General features: G+C 70.0%; 19 protein-coding genes. 1 reads left to right on the top strand and 18 read right to left on the bottom strand.

The window, feature by feature from the left end; translation table 11 throughout:
• Positions 1–16: 16 nt before the first annotated feature.
• From ACFZDA_RS18875 to ACFZDA_RS18850, 6 genes are all read right to left on the bottom strand, one after another.
• On the bottom strand, positions 17–1,228 hold the full coding sequence (locus ACFZDA_RS18875) for an FAD-dependent oxidoreductase (RefSeq protein ID WP_391082339.1): 1,212 nt from the start codon (positions 1,226–1,228) through the stop codon (positions 17–19).
• A 125-nt stretch (positions 1,229–1,353) separates the two neighbouring features.
• The gene (locus ACFZDA_RS18870; protein ID WP_391082336.1) at positions 1,354–2,298 is read right to left on the bottom strand and encodes an RNA polymerase sigma-70 factor; all 945 of its coding nucleotides are present in this window, start codon (positions 2,296–2,298) and stop codon (positions 1,354–1,356) included.
• A gap of 19 nt (positions 2,299–2,317) precedes the next feature.
• Positions 2,318–3,322 (bottom strand): TAXI family TRAP transporter solute-binding subunit, encoded by a 1,005-nt coding sequence (locus tag ACFZDA_RS18865; RefSeq protein WP_391082333.1) that lies wholly within the window; start codon positions 3,320–3,322, stop codon positions 2,318–2,320.
• A complete protein-coding gene (locus ACFZDA_RS18860) occupies positions 3,319–4,710 on the bottom strand; it encodes an ATP-binding protein (protein ID WP_391082330.1) in 1,392 nt (463 codons plus the stop codon). The genes ACFZDA_RS18865 and ACFZDA_RS18860 overlap by 4 nt, the downstream gene beginning before the upstream one ends.
• Before the next feature lie 27 nt (positions 4,711–4,737).
• Positions 4,738–5,397 carry a winged helix-turn-helix domain-containing protein gene (locus ACFZDA_RS18855; protein ID WP_391082327.1) on the bottom strand — a complete coding sequence of 220 codons (660 nt, stop codon included), beginning with the start codon at positions 5,395–5,397 and terminating at the stop codon, positions 4,738–4,740.
• Between the two features lie 22 nt (positions 5,398–5,419).
• Positions 5,420–6,769, bottom strand: coding sequence for an MFS transporter (locus tag ACFZDA_RS18850; RefSeq protein WP_391082324.1), 1,350 nt, complete (start codon positions 6,767–6,769; stop codon positions 5,420–5,422).
• Between the two features lie 169 nt (positions 6,770–6,938).
• On the opposite strand from ACFZDA_RS18850, the gene nshR reads away from it, so the two are divergent.
• Entirely contained in the window at positions 6,939–7,748 is an 810-nt protein-coding gene (nshR, locus tag ACFZDA_RS18845) for an NshR/TsnR family 23S rRNA methyltransferase (RefSeq protein ID WP_391082321.1), read from the top strand.
• A 55-nt stretch (positions 7,749–7,803) separates the two neighbouring features.
• Here the strand turns inward: nshR and ACFZDA_RS18840 are convergent, their stop codons facing one another.
• The 12 genes from ACFZDA_RS18840 to ACFZDA_RS18785 all read right to left on the bottom strand — a co-directional run bounded on the left by ACFZDA_RS18840 (position 7,804) and on the right by ACFZDA_RS18785 (position 22,183).
• Positions 7,804–8,178, bottom strand: a complete 375-nt coding sequence (locus tag ACFZDA_RS18840; RefSeq protein ID WP_391082318.1) for a hypothetical protein — start codon at positions 8,176–8,178, stop codon at positions 7,804–7,806.
• The gene (locus ACFZDA_RS18835) at positions 8,175–8,846 is read right to left on the bottom strand and encodes a DUF5825 family protein (RefSeq protein WP_391082315.1); all 672 of its coding nucleotides are present in this window, start codon (positions 8,844–8,846) and stop codon (positions 8,175–8,177) included. The genes ACFZDA_RS18840 and ACFZDA_RS18835 overlap by 4 nt, the downstream gene beginning before the upstream one ends.
• A 15-nt stretch (positions 8,847–8,861) precedes the next feature.
• Positions 8,862–10,799 (bottom strand): RiPP maturation radical SAM C-methyltransferase, encoded by a 1,938-nt coding sequence (locus ACFZDA_RS18830; protein ID WP_391082312.1) that lies wholly within the window; start codon positions 10,797–10,799, stop codon positions 8,862–8,864.
• An 89-nt stretch (positions 10,800–10,888) separates the two neighbouring features.
• The gene (locus tag ACFZDA_RS18825) at positions 10,889–11,953 is read right to left on the bottom strand and encodes a hypothetical protein (protein ID WP_391082309.1); all 1,065 of its coding nucleotides are present in this window, start codon (positions 11,951–11,953) and stop codon (positions 10,889–10,891) included.
• 85 nt (positions 11,954–12,038) lie between these two features.
• Positions 12,039–12,185 (bottom strand): thiocillin/thiostrepton family thiazolyl peptide, encoded by a 147-nt coding sequence (locus tag ACFZDA_RS18820; protein ID WP_391082306.1) that lies wholly within the window; start codon positions 12,183–12,185, stop codon positions 12,039–12,041.
• A 103-nt stretch (positions 12,186–12,288) separates the two neighbouring features.
• Positions 12,289–12,441: a thiocillin/thiostrepton family thiazolyl peptide gene (locus tag ACFZDA_RS18815; protein WP_391082303.1), complete on the bottom strand. Its 153-nt coding sequence runs from the start codon at positions 12,439–12,441 to the stop codon at positions 12,289–12,291.
• A 115-nt stretch (positions 12,442–12,556) separates the two neighbouring features.
• Positions 12,557–13,498: a thiopeptide-type bacteriocin biosynthesis protein gene (locus tag ACFZDA_RS18810; protein ID WP_391082300.1), complete on the bottom strand. Its 942-nt coding sequence runs from the start codon at positions 13,496–13,498 to the stop codon at positions 12,557–12,559.
• Positions 13,479–16,148: a lantibiotic dehydratase gene (locus ACFZDA_RS18805; RefSeq protein ID WP_391082297.1), complete on the bottom strand. Its 2,670-nt coding sequence runs from the start codon at positions 16,146–16,148 to the stop codon at positions 13,479–13,481. The genes ACFZDA_RS18810 and ACFZDA_RS18805 overlap by 20 nt, the downstream gene beginning before the upstream one ends.
• A 29-nt stretch (positions 16,149–16,177) precedes the next feature.
• On the bottom strand, positions 16,178–18,049 hold the full coding sequence (locus ACFZDA_RS18800) for a YcaO-like family protein (protein WP_391082294.1): 1,872 nt from the start codon (positions 18,047–18,049) through the stop codon (positions 16,178–16,180).
• The gene (locus ACFZDA_RS18795) at positions 18,046–19,788 is read right to left on the bottom strand and encodes a hypothetical protein (RefSeq protein WP_391082291.1); all 1,743 of its coding nucleotides are present in this window, start codon (positions 19,786–19,788) and stop codon (positions 18,046–18,048) included. Before ACFZDA_RS18795 ends, ACFZDA_RS18800 begins: the two co-directional genes overlap by 4 nt.
• A gap of 87 nt (positions 19,789–19,875) precedes the next feature.
• Positions 19,876–20,574: a tpaF gene (locus tag ACFZDA_RS18790; RefSeq protein ID WP_391082288.1), complete on the bottom strand. Its 699-nt coding sequence runs from the start codon at positions 20,572–20,574 to the stop codon at positions 19,876–19,878.
• Positions 20,575–20,578: 4 nt separating this feature from the next.
• The gene (locus ACFZDA_RS18785; protein ID WP_391082285.1) at positions 20,579–22,183 is read right to left on the bottom strand and encodes a tpaE; all 1,605 of its coding nucleotides are present in this window, start codon (positions 22,181–22,183) and stop codon (positions 20,579–20,581) included.
• Positions 22,184–22,203: the final 20 nt, after the last annotated feature.

Here is a 22,203-nt window from a genome sequence, read left to right as displayed (position 1 = left end):
AGCCATGGAGTGGGCGTCAGGCCGCCGTGCTGACCGGCGTCCGAGCCCGGGCCGGCTGCCGTACGACGTGCCGGCGGCGGGTCGGCAGACCGAGCGTCGGGTGGGCGACGCCCCAGACCGCGCCCTTGCAGACCAGTTCCTTGTAGACGGCGGCGAACCGGCCCGTCAGAGCCGCCCGGACGGAGCGGTCGTCGGCGGTGACGTACTGGATCAGGCCTTCCCCGCGGCCCAGCGAGATGCACTGGTTGAAGTAGCGCAGCGGCGCGTTCGGGAGCTTCCCGCCCGTCAGTCGGGCCGCGATGGCGTCGGCGGCCTGCCACGCCATGGGCGTGCCGGAGGCGCACGACATCCGCAGCGGCTTGTCGCCCGGGCCCATGGCCAGGGCCGCGTCCCCGATGGCGTACACGTCCGGGTGCGAGACCGAGCGCATGGTCCCGTCGACCACGATCCGGCCGGTGTCGGTGACGTCCAGGGTGGTGGCCCGCGCGATCGGGTGGACGGCGAAGCCGGTGGTCCACACGGTGACCGCGGCCGGGATCGTCCCGCCGCCGGTGGTGCTGACCCGGTCGGCCTCGACTCCGGTGACCAGGGCGTGCTCGTGGACGGTGATGCCGAGCTCGTCGAAGACCCTGAGCAGGTGCCGGCGGCCCTTGGACGAGAGCCAGTCGCCGAGCTCGCCGCGCGCGGCGAGGGCGACATCGAGGTCCGGGCGGGCCTCGGCGATCTCGGTCGCGGCCTCCAGGCCCGTCAGTCCGCCGCCGACCACGACCACGGGCTCCCCGGCGTCCAGGCGGGCCAGACGCTCGCGCAACCGCAGTGCGCCGGGCCGCCCGGCGATCTGGTGGGCGTACTCGGCGGCGCCGGGGACGCCCTGGTCGTTCCAGGTGCTGCCGAGGGCGTACACGAGGGTGTCGTACTCCAGCTCCTCGGCCTCCGGCTCGCCGGGGCCGTTCGCGTCGACGACGGTCACGGCCTTGCGGTCGACGTCGACGGCGGTGACCTTCGCGATCCTCAGTGCGACGCCGGTGCCCGCGAACATCTCGCCGAGGGGCCGGGATGGGAGGTCCTGGCCGGTCGCGAGCTGGTGCATCCGGACCCGTTCGACGAAGTCGGGCTCGGCGTTGACGAGGGTGATGGCGACGTCTTCACGGTGCAGCCGCCTCGCGAGGCGGCCGGCGGCGATGGCTCCGGCGTAGCCGGCTCCGAGGACGACGATGCGGTGCTGCATTTCCGGGCTCCTGTTCTTGAGCGGGACTCGCCCCCTGAACCGGGCGGCCCGCCGTTTCCTGACAGGAACGCGGTGTGAAGCACGTCACATCCTGGTCGGTGAGGTCAGAAGACCACAAGCAGCGGTCAGAAGACCGTGACCAGGGGATCGCCGTGCTCGGAGGCCGCCCACAGCCTCGTCGCGCGTTCGAGCTTGTCGGGGTTGACCTGGCTGCGGAACGCGGCGATGCCCTCGGCGGTGATCTCCAGGCACATCACGCCGATGACCCGGCCGTCGAGGACCACGACGAGGGCGGGGTCGCCGTTGGCGGTCGTGGCGTAGACGTCGGGCGATCCGCCGACCAGGTCGCGCTTGGCCTTGCCGGGCTTGAACAGGCCCCGCATGAACGTCGCGACCGCGAGGGCACCCTGGAACGCCCTGGCGCGGGCCGGGACCTTCCCGCCGCCGTCGCCGACCGCGATGGCGTCCTGGGTGAGCAGCCGCACGAGCGGCTCGGTCCGGCCGCTGGTGGCCGCCGCGAGGAACTCGTCGACGATCCGCCGGGCGGCGGCCTCGTCGACCTCGGTGCGGGCCTTGCCGTCCGCGACGTGCGTCTTGGCGCGGTGGAGGATCTGCTGGCTGGCGGCCTCGGTGATGTCGAGGATCTCGGCGATCTCCCGGTGCGGGTAGTCGAATGCCTCGCGCAGCACGTACACCGCCCGCTCATTGGGGGAGAGGCGCTCCAGCAGGGCGAGGACCGCGTACGAGACCGATTCGCGCTGTTCGGCGGTGTCGGCCGGTCCCAGCATCGGGTCCCCGGCGAGCACCGGCTCCGGCAGCCACTGGCCCACGTAGGTCTCGCGCCGCGCGCGGGCCGAGGTGAGCTGGTTGAGACACAGGTTGGTGAGCACCTTCGTCAGCCAGGCCTCGGGAACCTCGATACGGTCGACGTCGGTGGCCTGCCAGCGCAGGAAGGTCTCCTGCACGGCGTCCTCGGCCTCGCTCGCGGAACCGAGGAGACGGTAGGCGATGGCCTCCAGGCGGGGCCTGGCTGCCTCGAACCGGTCCACGTCGTTCATGGTCAGGGCCATGACCAGGATCCTAACCTGGCTAGCCGTGCAGTTCGCGATAGGCGGCGACCGCCCCCGGGTGCAGGGGGACCGCCCCGGTGGAGATCAGGCTGCGGGCGTCGAGGAACTGGGTGCCGAGGGCCGGGGCGGGGACGAGACGGGTGGCACGGCGGACCAGGACGCGGGTGAGGGCGGCGGCGACGGGGGCGGGGAGGCCGGGGCGGCACAGCAGCAGGTTGGCGACGCCGATGGTGGGCACCTCCGGGGTCCCCCGGTAGGCCCCGGCCGGTACCGTCACCGTCTCCAGACCCGACCCTTCCGGGCCGAGGCCGGCGCGCAGCCGGGGCAGCAGGCCGGACAGGGGCAGCAGCCGGATGCCGGGGCGGGTGTCGAGCCCCGACAGCACGGGGAGCGGCACACCCCCGGCGACCAGCAGGGCGTCGATCGCGCCGGCCCGCATCGCGCGGGCCGCCTCGGGCATCAGCAGATGCCGGACCCGTACGTCGGTGCCGGGGGTGAGGCCCGCGGCCCGCAGCAGACGGTCGCCGAGCACCGCACCGCCGGACGCGGGCGCGCCCAGCGAGACGGTGCGGCCCGCCAAGTCGGACACGGTGTGCAGGGGCGCCCCGGCGCGCACCGCGAGCTGGACGTAGTTCTCGTAGACCCTGCCGATCGCGCGCAGCGGGACGCGGCGGCCGAACGGCGCGGTGCCGCCGTACGCCGCCCACGCGATGTCCGACAGGGCCAGGGCCACATCGGCCCGGCGGGCCCGGAGCAGCCGCACGTTGGCCACGCTGCCCTCGCTGCGGACCACCTCGCAGGACAGCCGGGGATAGGCGGCCGTGACCTGGGTCGCGAGCAGCCGGCCGAAGGCCGCGTAGAACCCGTCGGTCTCGCCGGTCGCGATCCTCAGCTCTCCCTCCGGGCCGCTGTCCGCGCGCCGCGCGTCCGCCGCCGCGGACCCTGCGAGCAGGCCGGCACCGGCCGCGCCGAGGGCGACGCGCAGCACGGTGCGCCGGGCCGTGGGGTGTGCCGGGCCGGTCATGCCGTGGGCCCCTTCGGGAGCACGACCCGGACGCGCAGGCCGTGCGGTTCGGCCGCCGTGAACTCCACGTGTCCGGCGTGACCGGCCACCAGTCGCTCGGCGATCGCCAGTCCGAGGCCGCTGCCGCGTACCTCGCGATGGCGTTCCGAGCGCCAGAAGCGGGTGCCCGCCCGGGGGAGTTCCCCGGTGTCCAGGCCCGGCCCGTCGTCCCGCACCTCGAACACCGCGTCCGCGCCCTCGGCGAAGCAGCGTGCCTCGACGCGGGCACCCCGTCCCGCGTACTTGATCGCGTTGTCGAAGAGGATGTCGGCCACCTGGGCCAGCTCTCCCCCCGGGCAGGCCATGAGAACGGCGGGGCCGGCGGCCGACTCCAGGCGGACGCCTGCCTGTTCGGCCACCGGCTGCCACAGCCGGACCTGGGCCGCTGCGACCGCCGTCGCGTCGCAGCACGGTTCCCCCGCGTCCGTGACGGCCAGCTCACCGGCGCGGTGCTCGGCGTTCGCCAGGGTGAGCAGGTCGTCGAGGAGGTGCTCCATGCGTTCGAGTTCGGAGGTCACCCCGGTATAGGTGCGGGTGGCGGAGGTGCGCAGATGGGGCTGGAGCGAGTCGATGCGCAGCCGCAGGGCCGCCAGGGGGTTGCGCAGCTGGTGCGAGGTGTCGGCGACCAGCCGGCGCTGCTGTTCCAGCGCGGTGGTGACCGCGTCGGCCATCCGGTTGAAGCCGCCGGCCAGCTGGCGCAGCTCCGGGGGCCCGCCGGCCCGCGCGTGCTCGGGCGGCAGGCCGGCGGCCAGGGCGCCGACCGCGCGGTCGAGACGGTGCAGCGGCCGGACGACCCACTGCGTGGCCCGGCGGGCGAGCAGCACACAGGCCACGGCGAACAGCCCGGCGCCGGCCAGCACGAGCGCCCACCGCAGGGCGATGTCGTCCGCCGCGGCCCGCACCGAGGCCCGCAGCACCACGGCGCCGGACACCCTGGTGCCGGTGCCCACGGGACGGGCGAGCAGCCGGTCGGACCGGGACCAGGGCCGCAGCGTCCCTCCGGGCGAGACGGGCTGGTTGCGCAGCGCCGCGTCGACGAGCCGGGCGACGGCCGGGTCGGCGGCGCGCAGGCCGCCCGTCTGCACCAGCGGGGCGCGGCGGGCGTCGACGACCACGACGGCCTCGCCGTACAGCTCGGTGTAGCGGCGCACGTCGGCCGTGAGCGCGCCGGTGTCGTCGCTCTCGGCGGCCTGCTCGGCCAGCCCGGCGAAACGGTCGAGGTCGGCGGTGCGCGCCGCGACGAGCTGCTGGGTGCGCTGCGCGGCGGTCACGGCCAGCAGCGGGGCGGCGAAGCCGGCCACGGCGAGCACCACGAAGGCCAGGACCACGGTGAGGACGCGGGTGCGCATGAACAGGGCCTGCCGTCAGCGACCGGCTCAGTCGCCGAAGCGGTAGCCGAAGCCGCGGATGGTGGTCAGCACCTCGGGGCGGCCGAGCTTGGCCCGCACCTGGGTGAGGTGCACGTCGAGCGAGCGGGACACGGCGAGGAAGGCGTCGCCCCACACCTCGTCCATCAGCTGCTGGCGGCTGACCGCCGTGCCGGCCCGCGCCGCCAGCGCGGCGAGGACCTCGAACTCCTTGGCGGTCAGCCGCACCTCCGCGCCGCCGACCGTCACCCGGCGCGCGTCGAGGTCGACCTCGACGTCGGCGACACGGACGGTGCGCGCCGCCGGGGCGGCGGGGGCCGAGGCACGGCGGGTGACGGCCTCGATACGGGCCAGCAGCTCGGCCAGCCGGACCGGCTTGACCAGGTAGTCGTCGGCGCCCAGTCGCAGCCCGCGCACCACCGACCGCTCGTCGCCCCGCGCGGTGAGCACCACCACCGGCAGGGCACTGACCGCGCGCAGCTTGCGCAGCACCTCCAGGCCGTCCAGGTCGGGCAGGCCGAGGTCGAGCAGCAGCAGGTCCGTCTGCCGGTGGCGGGCGAGCACGTCCTCGCCGCGTCGCACCCGGGCCGGCAGGTGGCCGTTGTCGTACAGCGCCTCGGTCAGCGCGCCCGCCACGCCGTCGTCGTCCTCGGCCAGCAGCACCCGCACGGTCGCCTCCCTTCCCGCCTCGTCAGTCGCGAGACCGGGAAGCGCCCTCGTCCAGCGGCGACGCGTCGGAGGTCTCGCGCATCCGAATGTAGACGAGCAGCGAGATCAGGACACAGGCGGTGACGTAGTAGAAGTACCAGTTCTCGTGTCCGGCGTTCTTGAACCAGAGCGCGACGTACTCGGCGGTCCCGCCGAACACGGCCACGGTCAGCGCGTACGGCAGGCCGACGCCGAGCGCCCGGATCGAGGTGGGGAACAGCTCGGCCTTCACCACCGCGCTGATCGAGGTGTACAGGGAACTGACCGCCAGCGGCACGACCATCAGCACGAACGCGTACACCGGGTCGCTGGTGTGCGACAGCAGGGTCAGCGAGGGCACCACCACCACGGTGCCCAGCACCCCGAACGCGATCAGCAGCGGACGTCGCCCCACCCGGTCGGAGAGCAGGCCCATGACCGGCTGGAGCACGACGAACACCAGCAGCGCGAAGAAGTTGATCCAGGCCGCCGTGGGCTTGGCGATGCCACTGGTGTTGACCATGAACTTCTGCAGGTAGGTCGTGTACGTGTAGAAGAACAGCGTGCCGCCCATGGTCAGCCCGACGACGACCAGGCACTGCCGGGGGTAGGACAGCAGCAGCCGCAGGCTGCCGCGGGCCGGGCCGCTGCGCTCCTGCTCGCCTTCCGACGCGGCCCGCTCGAAGCTCTCGGACTCGTCCATGCCGCGCCGCAGCCACAGCACGATCACCGCCCCCGCGGCGCCGACGACGAACGCGATCCGCCAGCCCCAGGACTCCATCTGCGCGGCGCTGAGCACCTGTTGCAGGACGATCTGCAGGCCGAGTGCCGTCAGCTGGCCGGCGATGAGGGTGACGTACTGGAAGCTGGAGTAGTAGCCGCGGCGGCCGGGCGAGGCCACCTCGGACATGTAGGTGGCGGAGGTCGAGTACTCGCCGCCCACCGAGAGCCCCTGCAGCAGCCGCGCGGTGACCAGGAGGACCGGCGCGGCGACCCCGATCGAGCCGTACGACGGCGTGAGCGCGACGATCAGCGAACCGGCCGCCATAAGCGTCACCGACAGCGTCAGCGCCGCGCGGCGGCCACGGCGGTCGGCGTACCGCCCCAGGACCCAGCCGCCGATCGGCCGCATCAGGAAGCCGACGGCGAACACCGCGGCGGTGTTCAGGAGCTGGGCGGTCTGGTCGCCGGAGGGGAAGAAGACGGAGGCGAAGTAGACGCTGAAGGCGGTGTACGCGTACCAGTCGTACCACTCGATCAGGTTGCCGATCGATCCGCGCACGATGTTGCTGACGACCCTGCGTTCGTCGCGGCGCGGGGTGCGCGCACGCTCGGCGGTGGACTGTGTGGCCATCGGAACTCCCTTGTCTGCGGCCCGGGAGCACACAGAGTCGACGGCGCGAACAGGCTCACTCAATGCCGGCGGCCAAGTCCTTACAGTCCCTTAGGGCTCGGGCGCGCCGGGAGTTGAGATCTTGCTATCGTGAACCGCGCGGCCTCGAACGGGGAAGAACAGGACGACCATGACTGAGCTGGACATCATCGACAATCCGTCCGATCCGGCGGTGCGGCGGATCATCGACGTCACCAAGCCGTCGCGCTCCCACATCAAGACCACGCTGATCGAGGACGTCGAGCCCCTCACGCACAGCATCGCGGCCGGAGTGGAGTTCATCGAGGTCTACGGCAGCGACAGCAGTCCGTTTCCGCCGGAGTTGCTGGAGCTGTGCGGGCGGAAGGACATTCCGGTCCGGCTCATCGCTTCCTCGATCGTCAATCAGCTGTTCAAGGGGGAGCGGAAGGCCAAGACGTTCGGCATCGCCCGCGTCCCCCGCCCGGCCGGGTTCAGCGATATCGCGAGCCGGAGCGGGGACGTCGTCGTTCTCGACGGGGTGAAGATCGTCGGCAACATCGGCGCCATCGTGCGAACGTCGCTCGCGCTCGGAGCGTCGGGGATCATCCTGGTCGACAGTGACATCACCAGCATCGCGGACCGGCGCCTGCAACGAGCCAGCCGAGGGTACGTCTTCTCGCTTCCCGTCGTCCTCTCCGGTCGCGAGGAGGCCATCGCCTTCATCCGGGACAGCGGCATGAAGCTGATGACGCTCACGGCGGACGGCGATATCTCCGTGAAGCAACTCGGCGACAGCCCCGACCGGCTGGCCCTGTTGTTCGGCAGCGAAAAGGGCGGGCCGTCCGACCAGTTCGAGGAAGCGTCGTCCGCCTCCGTCTCGATCCCCATGATGAGCTCGACCGAGTCGCTCAACGTGTCCGTCTCGCTCGGAATCGCGCTGCACGAGAGGATCGACAGGAATCTCGCGGCCAACCGGTGAGCGTTCGTCAGGGGTGACCACCGCACGCGGCGGCGATCACCCCTGACGCATCGAGTTACGCCGACTCACCGCCCGGGTCCGGGGCGGACACCTCCTCGAAGGCGCGGCCGACGCCCGCGAACGACTCGATGGCGCTGACGCCTTCCGCGATCGCCTCGACCGCGAAAACGCTCGTGGACGTCGGCGGGTAGCCGATGAGTTCGATCGCCTTGCTCACCGACAGCGGGTTCTGCATGTTCACGCCGTCCCAGAGGTACACCGCCCCCCAGTAACCCCGCTCGGCGTCCGCGAACCAGGTCTTCATCCGCATCCCCCTGAGCGTGGAGAACGCGTCCACCGCGTAGTCACGGAGGTACTCGCGCAGGCTTTCCACCGTGGCGTCCGACTTCTCCAGGTTCCAGATGACGATCTGGATGTACACGCTGCTCATACCTCCCAAGCCGGCAACGCCCAGCGCTTCAGCCGGTACGGCGCCCACCACACACCGCCGCCGATCCGGACGACCAGGTGCTGCTTCTCGAACACCGACATCGCCTGCTCCGGCATGTCCGCGCCGCGGTCGGCCAGCAACGACTCGATCGCCAAGACGAGGGCGCCGTCCGAGACCGTGAGCCGGCGCAAGCCGGCGTGGCGCCGGTCCCGGATCTGCAGGAACCCGGGACCCCGCCGGAAGAAGCACCGGCCGACGTGGTACCTCGCCCTCCAGACGGCCAGTACCTCCTCACCGCGCGGACCCTGAAGGACCGACGGGGGGAAGAGGTGACTGAACACCCACCACACGGGGCCGTCCGGCGCCAGACGCGCCCGCCAGTCCACTTCCACGCCGTAGCCGGTGAGTTCGCGGATGAAGGAGAGCACGGGGATCATGTGCTCGGTCCCGGGCCGCCCACTGAGGTCGACCAGGGGTTCGATCGACACGAACCGCGCGCCGGACTCATGGATCCGGCGCGCCTCGTCCGCGACGTCCCCGCCGAGTACGCGGTCGCCGAGGTGCATGTTCGGCAAGGCCCGTACCCCCGGGGCACCGTGGCGCCACAGGCTGAACCGTACGTCGAACCCGCTTGCGGGAACGGTCGTGACATCGTTCGTCGTCGGCACGTGCACACTCACCTCTCACACCGCCACGGGCGTCGGAGACGGGCGGTCGGAGGCCGACAGCCCCTGGCCCACCTGGATCTGCATGAACCTCTGGTTGCGGTCCCTGGTGACGACGTGAATCATCCGGCCGTCGTCCGTGAAGATCAGGCCCAGTTCCATCCACCGGTCGATCACGGCGCTGACGTCCGTCTGCCCGAACCGCTTCGAGCATTCGCGCTCGAGGTACTGGAGCGTCCTGGGCTGGTCGAGCAGGTGGAAGAGCGCGCGCTCGACGTCGGTGGTGAGCTGGACGACGTCCCAGTCGAAGCCCGGCCGGGTGTTGGTGATCGTGATGCCCTCGTCGGTCTCGAAGTAGGACAACTGGCTGCGCCAGTGCTGGTTGCGCCACTCGTCGAGTCCGGCCCTCAGTTTCCACGCCATGTCGTTCCCGATGCCCTGGTGCGTCGCGTCGAAGATGTACGCGATGTCGAACAGTTCCTTCTCGGGAAGGTCGTAGGTGAGCGCGTACTGAGAGGCCGCCCACCGCTCCTGGAAGCCGAGCGAGGGGTTCTCGAAGTACGGGGCGAAGCGCTGGACCGCGAGCCGGTCGTCACCGCCGGCCGGGCCCAGGTGGTGCAACTTCGGGAACTGCTCGATGATCTTGGCGTAGTCCTCGTCCGTCTCCCCGGGGAACCCGTAGAGGTAGGCCCAGATGACGGTCAGCCCCAGCGACTCGGCGTCGCGCAGCATGCGCACGTTGAGGCAGCCGGAGACGCCCTTGTCCATGAGCTTGAGCACCTTGCTGCTCAGGCTCTCGACCCCGGGCTGAATGCAGACCACGCCGCCTTTGGAGATGATCTCGAGCTGCTCGTAGCGCAGGTTGGCCTTGATCTCGTACATCAGGCGCAGGTCGATCCCCGCCTCGGCGAGATGCGGCAGGAGCGAGTCCAGGTAGGCCATGTCCAGGATGTTGTCCACGATCATCACGTCGAGGATCCGGTGGCGCTTCGCCAGCGTCACGAGATCGTCGATGAACTGGTCCGGCCGCTTGCTGCGGAACATCATGCTGGCGCCGTTCAGCCCGCAGAAGGTGCAGTGGTGCTTCTCGCCCCACCAGCAGCCGCGGGAACTCTCGATGACCAGCCTGGGCTCCAGCCAGAACCGGGCGTGCGACTTCGAGAACTGCTCGAAGTACTCGTCGTAGTGGGGCAGGACCATCGCGGCCGGCGGCAGTGGCTTGGTGCTCACGGCGTTGAACACCGAGGTCCCGCTCTCGTCCCGCCAGCACAGACCCGGGACGGCTTCGAAGGCCGGTTCCTCGCGCAGTGAGCGCAGCAGACCCGGCCAGGCCAACTCGCCTTCGCCGCGGACCACGTAGTCGATGAAGCCGAAATTGCGGTGCAGCGCCTCGCCCATCGGCCCTTCGCAGTTGGCGCCGCCGAACACCGTCACCGTCCGGGGGGACAGCTCCTTGAGCCGCCGGGCGACCGCCAGGGATGCGGTGAGCGTCTGGAACGTGGTGGTGAAGCCGACGACATCGGGTTCACCCGCGGCGATACGCTCGGCGAGTTCGCCGGTGAACTCCTCGACGTGTTCGTGCAGCCACAGCGTGGTCTGCGTCCGGCTTTCCACAGTCGTTCCGTGGGCGAGGTCCTGACCGGGGTCGCTCGTCGCCTGGGGGCCGAACTTCTCGAGGAACTCCGGCACCTTCCACTTCGGGTCGTGGTAGAGGGCCGAGGAGAAGACCCAGTCACCGGTCCCGATGTAGCAGCTTTCGAGGTCGTAGTACCGGTAGTCCTCGTAGCTGAAATCAGGGCGGCGCGAGGTGATCCAGTCCACGAAGTCGAGGTTTCCGTACACCACGTCGACCTGGGCGTCGGGAAACTCCTTGAGCGTGAGACTCTTGAGCAGTCCGAGTGCCAGGGATGGAAACCCGATCGGACTCCACGGCACATTAGCGAGCACAATGTGCATGATTCTCCTCCGTTGAGGTCGATTTCGGCCGGACCCTTGCGTAGCTGGAGGCGTGCGGAGCCAGATCCAGACGGATTCCGGTAAGAGAGCTAGGTGTTCGCAAGTTCCTTGGCGACGGCGTCAAGTCCCTCCGCCAGCTCCTCGGTTGACTTTCCTGCCAGCTCCTCGTTGGCGCGAGCGAGGAGGTAGCAGAAAAGGAACCGCTCAGCCAGGTTGAATCCCATGGTGTAGAGACAGCTGTACAGCAGGCTCGTCTGAATCCGGTACGCCAGGAAATCCGGGTTCCGGTGCAGGAGGTCCGACATCTCGTGCGACAGCTCCTTCGAGTGGAAGCTGCTGCGCGCCAAGGCGGCGTCGGGGGTTTTGTGCAAGTCGTCGAGGGTGGGCCCGTCGTGGGCGATGAGTCCGGCTCGGCATGCGTCGCGCAGGGTGCCGAAGTGCTGCCGGACGACATCCACCCAGGCGCGGGCCGGCTGGTCGTCGGCGGCGGGCAACGGGGCTGACGCACAGTCACCGATGAATTCCAGAACTGCCGAGCCGAATTTCTCGTAATAGGCGGCACAACGACGCTCGAAGGCATCGGGGTCCTTGGCCTGCGCGGTCTTGGCGCCTTCGTAGTGTGAGCGGTAGCTGAGCAGACGGAGGCTGAGCAGTTCGCCGAAGTCGCGGGAGGACATCTGCCGCTGCTCGGACTCCAGCAGGGTGGCGCCAGAATTCGCGACCATCAGGCGCAGCGCGAGCAGGTAGGCCTTGGCCGTATCGCCGCCGATCTCCGACATGCTGCGGGCGAGGACCGGCGCCACGGCGCGGTAGAGCCGCTTCGCCGCGGCGTCGAACCCGTCCCCGCCGATCCCGGAGTTCCACAGCGGGGAGGGGATCTCCTCGAACGGGACCTCCGCCGTGGCCGGACGCAAACCGTGGCCGTCCGCCGCGCGTTGGACCCGGTCGCGGGCCTCTCCCGCAGTGACCGTGTCGGACCCGAGGCTGATCTGCAGACAGTCGCGTCCGGTCGCCTGGTCCCACGTGCGCACGAAGTAGAAGTCACCCGGCCAGGGGGGCTGGGCCGGCCCGAACAGGTCGGTGACAAAACCGCGGATCACCTGCGGCAGCGTTCTGTCGCCCCCGTCGAGGGGGATTGTCGCAAAGACATGCACAATACGTACCTCCGGGTACGTCGCTGCCGCCGGGCGCGCATTCGGTGAATGGCGCCCGGCGACAGCGACTATCCTCGCCGTCTCATCAAGAAGACGACGATGATGTCGCGCAGGCGGTGCCGACGCAGGACGCTGCCATGACCTGCGACAGCGTCTCGTCGCTGTGGCTCAGATCGTCTATCAGATCCGAGATCTCCAGCGCGTTCAGGTCGAGCTCATCGGTGAACTCCATGTGACTTACCCCCTTTCGTGAAATGAGAGAGGAGGAGTCACTGCCGTCGGGCGCGCATTCGGTGAACAGCGCCCGACGACAGAGACATTCTTGAGCTGTCCGGTCAGGACGACGAGGACGACGACGAGCTGGTCGTGCAGCCGGTGGTCGTGCACGAGGCCGCCATGACCTGCGACAGCGTCTCATCGCTGTAGCTCGAGTCTTCGATCAGATCCGAGATCTCCAGCGCGTTCAAGTCGAGCTCTGTTGCATCCACTTGAATCACCTTCCTTTCGGTTTCGATTCCATTCCATCTTACCGCCATATAGCGGTAGTTGTGGTGACAAGAGCCAAGAAATCCAAATAGTCACGATCGGATTCCTGTGCTCCGGTCAGACCCTGTGCGGGGCCCGCAGTTCGGTCAGAGAACGCCGGATGACATACGCCAGGAATGCCTCCGCGGCCGGAAGAATGCCCAGGCGGTTGTTGGTCGTGTGTATGTAGTTGGCCAGGCAGCCGGCGTACGGGGTCTCTTCGAGTACGAGCTCCGCGAGGTCACTCCCCGTCGGTCTTTCCTGCGCCGAAAGTGTGGAATTCAGCGCAGTGGCATAGATGTCGTGGAAGACGTCGGTGGCTCCGTCGCGCCAGACCGCGCCGCACAGGTTCGTCACCCTGCTACGCGTCTTCTCGTACACGGCCGCCCATCGCTCCTCGTAACCGGGCGGCACCCACCTGCGCCAGTCCTCCTCATAGGCGCTGAGGAAATCCTGGCTCTGCTCCATGTCCAGCCCGGAGCCTTTGAGGGACATGGCCATGATGCGCATGGCCAGACCCGCCGGCGACGCCTTGAGTTCACGGTCCGACCGGGTGGAGAGGAGATCCAGCACCGCGGCCGAAGTGGAGCGGAAGAGCTCTTCGGCGATACGGAGTCCCGTGGTCCCGCCGTACTTCGCGTACTCGGGCGAGTAGGGGGTGGGCTCGATGGTGCCCGGCGCCCTGACCTCCTCGGGCTTCGCCCCTTCGAGATCGGCCAGGCCCGGCTGGAGGGAGGACTGCTCCTCGTACTCGGAGGCCTGCTCGGCGTCGAGCGTGGGCATCGCCGCGGCCAGCATGCCGCGTACCGACTCGACGGTCTCGTCCGACGCCCGGTGGAGCCTGAGCCGGATGTGCGGACCGCCCTGCCAGTACCGCAAGTACCAGAAGCGGTCCCGCATCCCGGTGTCCCGCACGACGGGATGGATCACGTCCCGCAGGAAGGTGGGCTGGAGGGACATCGGCAGATAGATGTGGAGCGGCCGCCACTCGGCGTCACGATCAGTCCCTGTAGAGCTCAACGAAAAACTCCTCTGCCGCCGCCGGTCCTGAGCCGCCGTACTCGTCGGTCGCCGGCATGCACTCTCGGATGGACACGTAGACGTCGTCCCGCGTCAGCGCGGTCTTCGCGAAACTGCGCACCAGATACGGATTGCGGAAGTCGACGTACATGGGCTTGTGGACACTGGCCCTGTGCAGGTGGTTGAAGTCGGTCCAGTCCCGGGGGATCTCCTCGACCAGCCCGGACAGCAGGTTGTACTCGTCCAGGCGCTGGGTCAGCACGAACGCGTGCTGGGGCAGGCCCTGTTCGATGCGCCACTGGTCGAAGCGCAGCAGCGCCGGGTACGAGTCCTTGCTCAGCTCGGACAGTTCGGGGATCTCGCGTGCGGGCACCGTCCAGGTCCTGCGGCTGGCGACGACGTCGCCGACCATCAGGCGGGGGGACGAGCCCGGGTACCCGCGGTGCCCCATCGCCCGCCCGATGTCGTCCATCGGCGCGTAGTTGTACCGGATGGTCGGGCTCAGGGCCTCCATGAGGTTGTAGAGGACCGGAACCACGATGGGGAGCAGGAAGTTCATGGGGGTCAGCTGGACGCGCTCGTCGAGCTCGGGGTCCCACAGGAACAGCCCGCGGTGGGCGTGGTCGATCCGGATCATCAGCTTGTCGAGGCTGTAGGCCTTCATCTCCGGCGAGGTGGGCCAGGTGCCGGGATAGTTCAGCACCCGGTCGGTGAGCGGTGGGTGCAGGTTGAAGTTGAGCCCGGCGACCATGTTGAGGTCCACCTGACCGGGGAATGCCTTCCTGAGGTGTTCCCGGACGGCCGACCGGAGCGTCCAGCCCTCGGCGGCCGAGCCCTCGATGAACGAGCTGAAGCGCGAGAAGTAGACGCCGTACCCCGTCAGGACGCCGTTCACCACGACGTCGGGCGACGGGGCGCCGCCCGCGAACTGGACCCGGAAGGTGATCGAGTCGGGGTCGACGCAGTCCTCCACGCCCGCGCACGCGTCCTTGAGGGCCTCGGGGGTCATCCGGACGACGCCGTCCTCGGGTACGAGCTGCCCGCCGATGTCACGCAGGGCCTGGTCGCGCTGCGCGATGTAGGTCTCCGCCGCAGCCGAGTAACGCCCCCAGAACACCGCGTCCTGCTCGGCGTCCGAGAGCTGTACGAGCTTCTCGAAGAACGTCAGGAAGGGCACGGTCTCGCGGTCGCCGAACGTGTCCGCCGCGAAGGCGTACACCCCCAGCCGCTTCGTGTGGCCGTAGTCGAGCATCGACGACAGCCGCCACAGACTCTCCAGCGCGGGGACGCTCCTGGTCACGGATTCCCGGTTCCAGGTGGCGGGACGGTCGGGTGTCCAGAGGTCCTCGTACACCGGCGCCCGGGAGATCTCGACGGGGGGCGCTTCCAGCCCGCAGACCTCGGCGATGCCGGTGAGAGCCTTGTCCGCGGCGCTCAGCAGCGGCCTGCGCTCCTGCGTGGGCGCGTCGGAAAGCGCCGTTTCCAGTTCCACCAGGGTGTCGAGATGACCACTCATCGCGGCTACGGGCGCGGTCGTCCCGGCGCGCAGGACCCCTGCCAGCTTCTGGGAGTATCCCGGGTCCTGTTCGTCGAAGCCGGGGCTGACGTACAGCAACTCGAGCCGCAGCAACGCCCGCAGGGCCTTCCTGCCCGCCTCCTCGTTGCCGGTCAGCTCGGTCAGTGCCCGGAGCACCTCGGGCACCGACGCCGTGCCCGAGGCCATGACGGTCAGGATGCGGTTGACGACCTTGTCGCGCTTGAGCCTGACAACCGTCTCGGACAGTCCTTCCCCGCCGGCGTCGGGGACGAGCCCGATGAACTCGATCGTCTTGTCGTCCGCGCGCAGCGACGAGTTCAGCAGCACCTGGCACAGGTCGATACCGCCGTCGACCCGTCGCAGTCCGGCGACCAGCCAGTTCACCAGCACCCGGTTCAGTGTCGACGTCGAGTACGTCCGGGGCTCGGACACGACGTGTTCGGCCTCGGGAAGATCCGTGGGGAAGGCTCCGACCTCGGTGAACCGGCCGAAGGGCGACGGCTTCAGCGCGGCGCGATAGGCGAAGTTGACCAGCGTGGACTCAAGGACGCGCAACCGGCTCGGCTTGACCGAACCCATCTCGCCCGAGGTGTACCGGCGCAGGCTCTCGTAGAGCTGGTCGCCCGAGAGCTGGATGCTCCTCGCCATCGAGTCGTGCTCGAAGAGCCGGGCGAAACCGTCGCGTGCCGACTGCATCCTCGCGTCGAAGAGCGACCGCGCCTCGTCCTCGCAGCGCCCCACCCGCCCAACGAGGTCGAACCACTCCCGCAGCCCGGCGACCGTGTCCCTGTCCAGGTGCGGTGCCACGACGTCGATGCGCCGCGCCGCCGGATCGGCACGCTGGTTGTAGACGTCACGGCGCAGCCGGACGAGATCGGCACGCACCGACTCGTCCACGTGCGGGACGAACCCGGCCAGACGGTCGGACACCTCTTCCGCACGCCGCGCGCATTCCGCCCGGAGACGGCGGCCCTCCTCGATCCGCTCCCAGGTCTCGTCGAACCGGAGGTCCGCCAGTTCCGCCACCGGCAGCCGACTACGCCGGAAGAGGACGTAGGGGCTGACCCTCGCGGTGGACTCAGCCGGCGGCTCCGCATGCTCATCCGATCGCACGAAAGGGCTCTCCTTCTCTTACCAGCGGGCTACGCAAAGGGGTGCGGCGGGACGTCCGCCGGGGTCTGGTCGTCGGGCAGCAGGGAGACATAGGGGAGCCGTCCGCCGTGCAGGCGTGGCAGCCCCTCCATACGCCTTGTGCGGTGCCCGAATGTCATCGGCAGGCATCCGGGTACGAAGCTGCGCGTGCACACCAGCCCGCGCCAGCGCAGCTCCGCCGTGGTGAGATCGGCCGCGTAGACGTGACTGCCGACGGCCTCGATCCGCGTGCGCACGTAGTCGAGGTCTTCCTTGAGCGTGCCGAACTCCGGGGCTGCCGCGGCCGCCGCACTGAGACTGATCTCGGGCCGGTCCGGCGTCGTCAGGAACGCGAACCACTCCCGGGAGGCGGGCAGCGCACCGAGCAGGCTGTGGTCGTCCATGGTGACCAGCGAGTCGAAGTCCTCCGCGAGCCGCTGCCGGTGCTCCGGGTCGTCGTCGTACACGTGCCTCATGGAGGCCACGCGCGCGGCCACCTCGAAGATGGCCGACTCGGCCGCCGCCCGCGGATACAGGCTGGCCGCGGTCGACACGAGCGTGCAGGGACCCGAGTCCGCGTCGCGCTGGGCGAGTGCCAGCACGACCGGGACCTCGATGTCCAAGGTCGCCCAGTACAGGCGGACCCGGAATCCGGTGACCACTTCGACGCGCTCCATCAAGTCCCTGATGTCGCTGTCGGCCGGTCCCAGGGTGAGTTCGGGCAGGAGCAGTTTGCGGTACCACGTGAGCAGGAACGCGTCCCGTTCCACGATCTCGAAGAGCCCGTGCAGGGTCGCTTCCTCGTGACTCTGGCCCAGCGCGAAGCCGTTCGACGTGTCGTAGAAGAACGGCTGCCGTGTCTCCGGGCGGCGCACCCACGACAGCGCGACCTCCGGAAGGTACCGGGCGGGTCCGTCGCCGAGCGGCGTGAGAGGGACCCATTCCACCGTTTCGGCGGCGTCCAGCGGCGACCAGGGAAAGTCCTCGCGCGCGTACTGGTCGGGGGAGTGGTAGCCGAGGGTGCGGGGATCGATGGCCTGTGTCCCCAGCTCCGAGAGCGAGGCCTCCACGGTGCCGTCGACCGGCTGGTAGCAGAAGCCGGCGAGACGCTCCAGGCCCTCCAGCACCGCGGTCATCCGGCTCTTGGCGAAGCTCCGGGAGCGCCCGACCCCGGGCTCCAGCACGCCGTTGCCCAGCGGCAGGCCCACCTGCGCTGTGGGGAGGGGGCCGTCCAGATCGGCGAGCGGTTCCCTGAACAGCGAGTGCGGCCCCAGGTAGTCGGAGGTGAGTGTCGGCGGCAGCGGGCGGCCGGCCCGGAGCGCCCCTGCGGACTTCTCGAGCAGCTCGGGCGCGGAGCCGAAGGCGACCGTGGTCGTGGCCTTCGCCGACTGGCATGCCGGGCATCCCGTCCTCGGCGGTACGAGTCCTTGCCGCACCGCGCCGCCGGCTCGGTCCACCATGGCGAGCGTGCCGGCGGGCGAGTTCTCCCGCAGGAAGAGTGCCGCGGTCCGAGTGACCACGGTGCGCACCGCGGGACCGGCCTGCTGCCAGAGCGCGTAGCTGCGCGCGTCTCCCGCGGAATCGCTGTCGGACGCCTCCTCGAACGGGATGTCGGCAGAGTCCACGTGCCTGGTGAGGGACCATGCCAGGCACCGCGGGCATCCGCCGCCGCCCTCGTCCGCCAGATCGTAGGCCAGGACGTAGACGCTGCCGCACCAGAACAGCACGGCTATGCTCCGCCCCGACGCGCCCGCGTCGGCATGTACCCGTGTGGGGCCGGTCAGCGGGCCCAGCAGTACCTCCGCGGGCGCGGGTGCGCCGGCATCGGCCAACAGAGCGGAGATCAGGTCCGCAGCAGGTGGAACTCGCGTTTCCGTACTCATGCCATCTCCACCAGTCGGACCTGTTGCCGCGCGAAGGGCACCGTTTGCGCGGTCACCTCCGCGCACTGCGGCCGTGCGATGTGCCCCCATACCTCAGTCCAGGTACGGAAGTGGGGGTTGAGCGGAACCAGGGCGCTGTCGTCGTTGACGAGCCGGAGCAACGCCGTCGACACCGCTTCCGCGTAACAGGCTCCCGCGCCCCGCGAGACCGCTTTTCCGGTGGCGCGCCCCAGGACCCGGTAGACGCCGTTCGGCAGGCGGGTGCCGAACCACCGCAGCGCCTCGCAGCCATGGGTGCGCTCGACACCCCGCTGGATGTACCGGCTGAATGCGGCACACTCGTCGTGCCCCAGGTCGTCGTCGGACACCGGCACCCACTCGGCGTCGTCCACCGGCGTCAGCATCGACTGCCTCAGCAGGGCACGGTAGACCGCCTCGTCCAGAGTCCATCCGGCGCTGAGGTTCGGCCGCGGTCCGTCGTGCCGCGCGGCGAAGCGTTCGAGGCCGCCCAGCGCTGCCTGGTACAGGGCCTCCCGGGACGACAACGTGGCGGCGGTGATCTCGTGCACCTCGGCAGGCCCGACGAGGAGGGTGGCCCGTGCCTGCCCGAACGGGACTTGGGGCAGGTCGCCCCCGTCCAGGTACCGGAAGGGGCCGAGGAATTCGTCCGTCCAGCCGGCCAGGACGTCGATGATGTGCTCGTGGTCGTCGTCCAGCCGGCTGTCGTCGTCGGGACTGACGATGTTCCTGCGGACCAGGGCCTCTTCCGCGTCGTCGCGCTGGACACCGGTGGCGGGCGACACCACCGCCCGGTGGCAGCGACAGCCCGCCGCCGACCACGCGGGATGCGGTTTCACCGTCGGCAGGCTCGAGTCGAGGGGCATGGCCACCGCTGCCGCCGTGTGCTCACCGAGCCCGGCGGTGCGCTGGTAGATCGCGTGGATCACGGCTGCCGCGGTGCAGTCGTCCGGTGCCGGTGCCGGTGCCGGTGCCGGTGACACGGCGTCGGCCGGAGCGTCGGGCTGCGCCGTGCGGCCGTATCGGCACAAGCAGGCCCAGCAACCGGTCGACTTGTCGTCGGACCAGAGGATCCAGCGGCGCCGGCCCGCCTCGCCCACGATGCCGTGCGGTACACCGCGGTCGAGGAGTGCGTCCTGCAGTCGCACGGTGCGTTCGTACGGGAGGCTGTCCGCGTCGATGACGACCAGGCCCGCGTCCTCCCACTGCGGCACCGGGTCCTCGTCCGAGACGGCGTGGTACTCGGTCCGCAGCCCGAACAGCGGTGAGGCGCCCAGCAGTTGGCGCAGGCGCCCGAGCCAGTCGGCGCCGCCGTACAGGTGGAGGGTGGTGGCGAGCACGCGGTCCAGCGCGCGCACCGGTTCATCGGTCAGCTGCGAGAAGAAGGGAATCAGCCACTGTGCGGCGGGGCCTTTGACGCTGACCTGATGGGCGATCGGCGCGTCGAGGACAGTCACGCACCGATGGGTCACCAACGCGTCGAGCACACGCGACACCGCCGCGCGCGACCCGGCCGGGAAAGCGCCGACCAGGTCATGACCGGTGCGACTGCCGTCCGACCGGTCCAGCAGCGTCGAGACCACACCGTAGGCACCCGCACCCTTGATCGTGAAGGACGCTGAGCCGACGCCGATCCATGCTCCTTGCTTCGTCCGCAGCGCGGACACGTCCGGGCGGGCGAGGACGACACCCGCCGCGTGCGACGCACCCTCGTAGGACATCAACTCACTCACTTTCGTCGCGCGGCATGTCGCGTCGCCGGCTGACCGTCGACGGGGTGGGGGAGGGGCGCGGTCTGACGCCGGTGATCACGGCGCCGGATGGGCATAGGTCGCCGCGAGCAGGGGGTGCCGGGTCACACCGTCGCTCTGGACCAGGTTCCGGACGGCCGAGCCGATGAACCCGCCGAACATGGTGCCGACGAGGCCGTGGGACTGGCATCTCAGGTGGAAGTCGTAGAGGGCCATGGAGGCACGCACCGCGCAGAGGCGGTAGCCGTGCGATCCCGCCCAGGAGTCCGCGCGGTCGATGTTGGCGTAGACGCTGACGATCCCGCCCGCGTCGGCGAACTCGCGCTGGACACCGAGGAGTTCGGGATCGTCCACGACCGAGGCCGGGGCGATGAACGACACTTCCCGCGCGGTGACCCGGTAGACCCCGGCCGGCTTCCCCTCGCTGCGCAGCGCGAAGACGAATGCCTCGAGGGGGCCGGTGTCGTCATCGAGCCCCCAGTCGTCGGAATCACGCCGCAACGCGTTCCGCAACAGGCCCAGGACCAGGTCCGTGCGCACGGGTGCGTCCCCGTACTGCAAGGACGACCGGCGTGTCAGGAGGGTGGAGTGCAGATCGCGGGGGTGCCCGGGGGCCGCCTCCCGCTCATCGATGGCGACGGGCGTGGCATCCGCGAACGGCGTCGGTGACCGGTGTGCCGCGAGACCGTCGCCGGTACGGGCACGGGCGGCGAAGCCATCGAGCAGCGGTTGCATCATGGACGAGTCGGATCGCATGGATTCAGCCCACTTCCATGACTGCGGCGATGGGTTCTTCGGCCGGGGAGAGGCCCAGGTACTCACTCAGCTGGTGGTCGTCCCAGGCCGTGACGAGTGAGTAGTCCAGGTTCAGGTGGTCGGTGACCCTCCGGGCGGTGGACAGTGCGACGCCCGCGTCGCAGAGCGAGAGCCGGAGCCCGAACGTGCCGTATTTGGCGGCGATCTTCTTGAGGTTGGAGGTGACGACCAGCAGCAGCGGCCGGTCGCCCGGCAGCTCGTCGGTGGTGAGTTGTGCGAGGGAGTGGTCCTGGTCGCGGTACGCGTACCCGCCCACGGGCAGTACGGCCTCGTCACGGCTCACCACATAGGCCGTCGCCGAGCCGATGTTCCCGCCGGCCGCGGTCCATCGTTGTACCCACCCGTCGGTCCGCTCGCGGATGCCGAATGCCATCGCGAGCAGGAGCGCGACGTCGGGCCGGCCAAGGTCCGCCCGGTCTGCGGCCGGCGCTCCGGCCAACCGCGATACGTCCGCCTCGGGCAGCCCAACCCGCGGGCAGCTGGGCCAGCTCCGGAACTCGAACTGCAGCTTGATGTTCGAGGACTGGAAATGGGCCAGATGCCCTTTCGGATCCAGAAACCTGCGCGGTGGCAACGCCACCGCCGCCTCGTATGTCGCGCTGGACGGCGGCACGGACGCCGTCGTGCCCTCGCTGAACGAGCAGGTGGGACACCCGGGGCGGGTCGCGCTCGGGCGGTGTCGTGTCGACAGGGTGGTCAGGTCGATGATGCCTGCGTCGATCGGCAGGTAGGTCCGGATCGATCGCGAGACGAGCGCGAGCACGTGATGCGCGACGAGGCCGGCGATGAGGTCGTACGCGTGCCGCGGCGGATCGTCCGACAGGTCGTCCTCGCCCGACACGCCGCACTCCAGGCACGGGGTGAACGCGGGGTCCACGTACGGTCCCATGACCATCGAGGTGCTGTCGGCCCGGACGCGCAACAGGGGCCGCTTCTCCAGCCAACATCGGCGCCGCAGTTCGATGAGCTCCGGCTGGGACTGCCGGGTCTCGAAGAAGACGACGAAGGCGTCGTCGGCGACCGGCAGCCGATCGATGTCGTCGACCACCTCGCACACCCCGCTCAGGCAGACCGTCGTGGCCTCCACCAGGGGGCGGTGTCCGGCCACATGGACGGTGGCGCGACCGAGCCTCGCCGCGGCGTCGGTCCAGGACAGGTTCACTCCGGTGGAGTTGCCGAGCCGTGACAACAGGCAGGAGAGCTCGGTGGGCAACGCCGGGTGTTCGCCGGCCCGGGTGCCCTCCTCCAAGGCCCCTGAGGCCCACAACAGGGCCAAGGCCTTGTGGACGACCGCCTCGTCGAGTCCCACCGCGGCGGCGATCTCGGCATGCGTGGCGCTGCCGTCACAAGCGGCAGCCAGCCGGCCGAGATGGCCGCGCGCGAACTTCCCGGTGAAGACCTGCCGTTTGTCCGCGCCATCGAGCATCACGGCGTCCCCGGACTGGCGCAGCCGAACGCCCCTGCGCAGAGCCGGGCGGGCTGGGACAGCGATCTGCTTGTCCCGGCGCGCGACCCGTCCGAGGGTATCCGCCCTCAGCTCAACACCCATCGGTTGCACTCCTCCCCCAC

Origin of the sequence: Streptomyces sp. NPDC007991 (genome assembly GCF_042958445.1) — a bacterium.
Lineage (GTDB): Bacteria > Actinomycetota > Actinomycetes > Streptomycetales > Streptomycetaceae > Streptomyces.
This window is presented reverse-complemented; position numbering and strand designations above follow the sequence as displayed.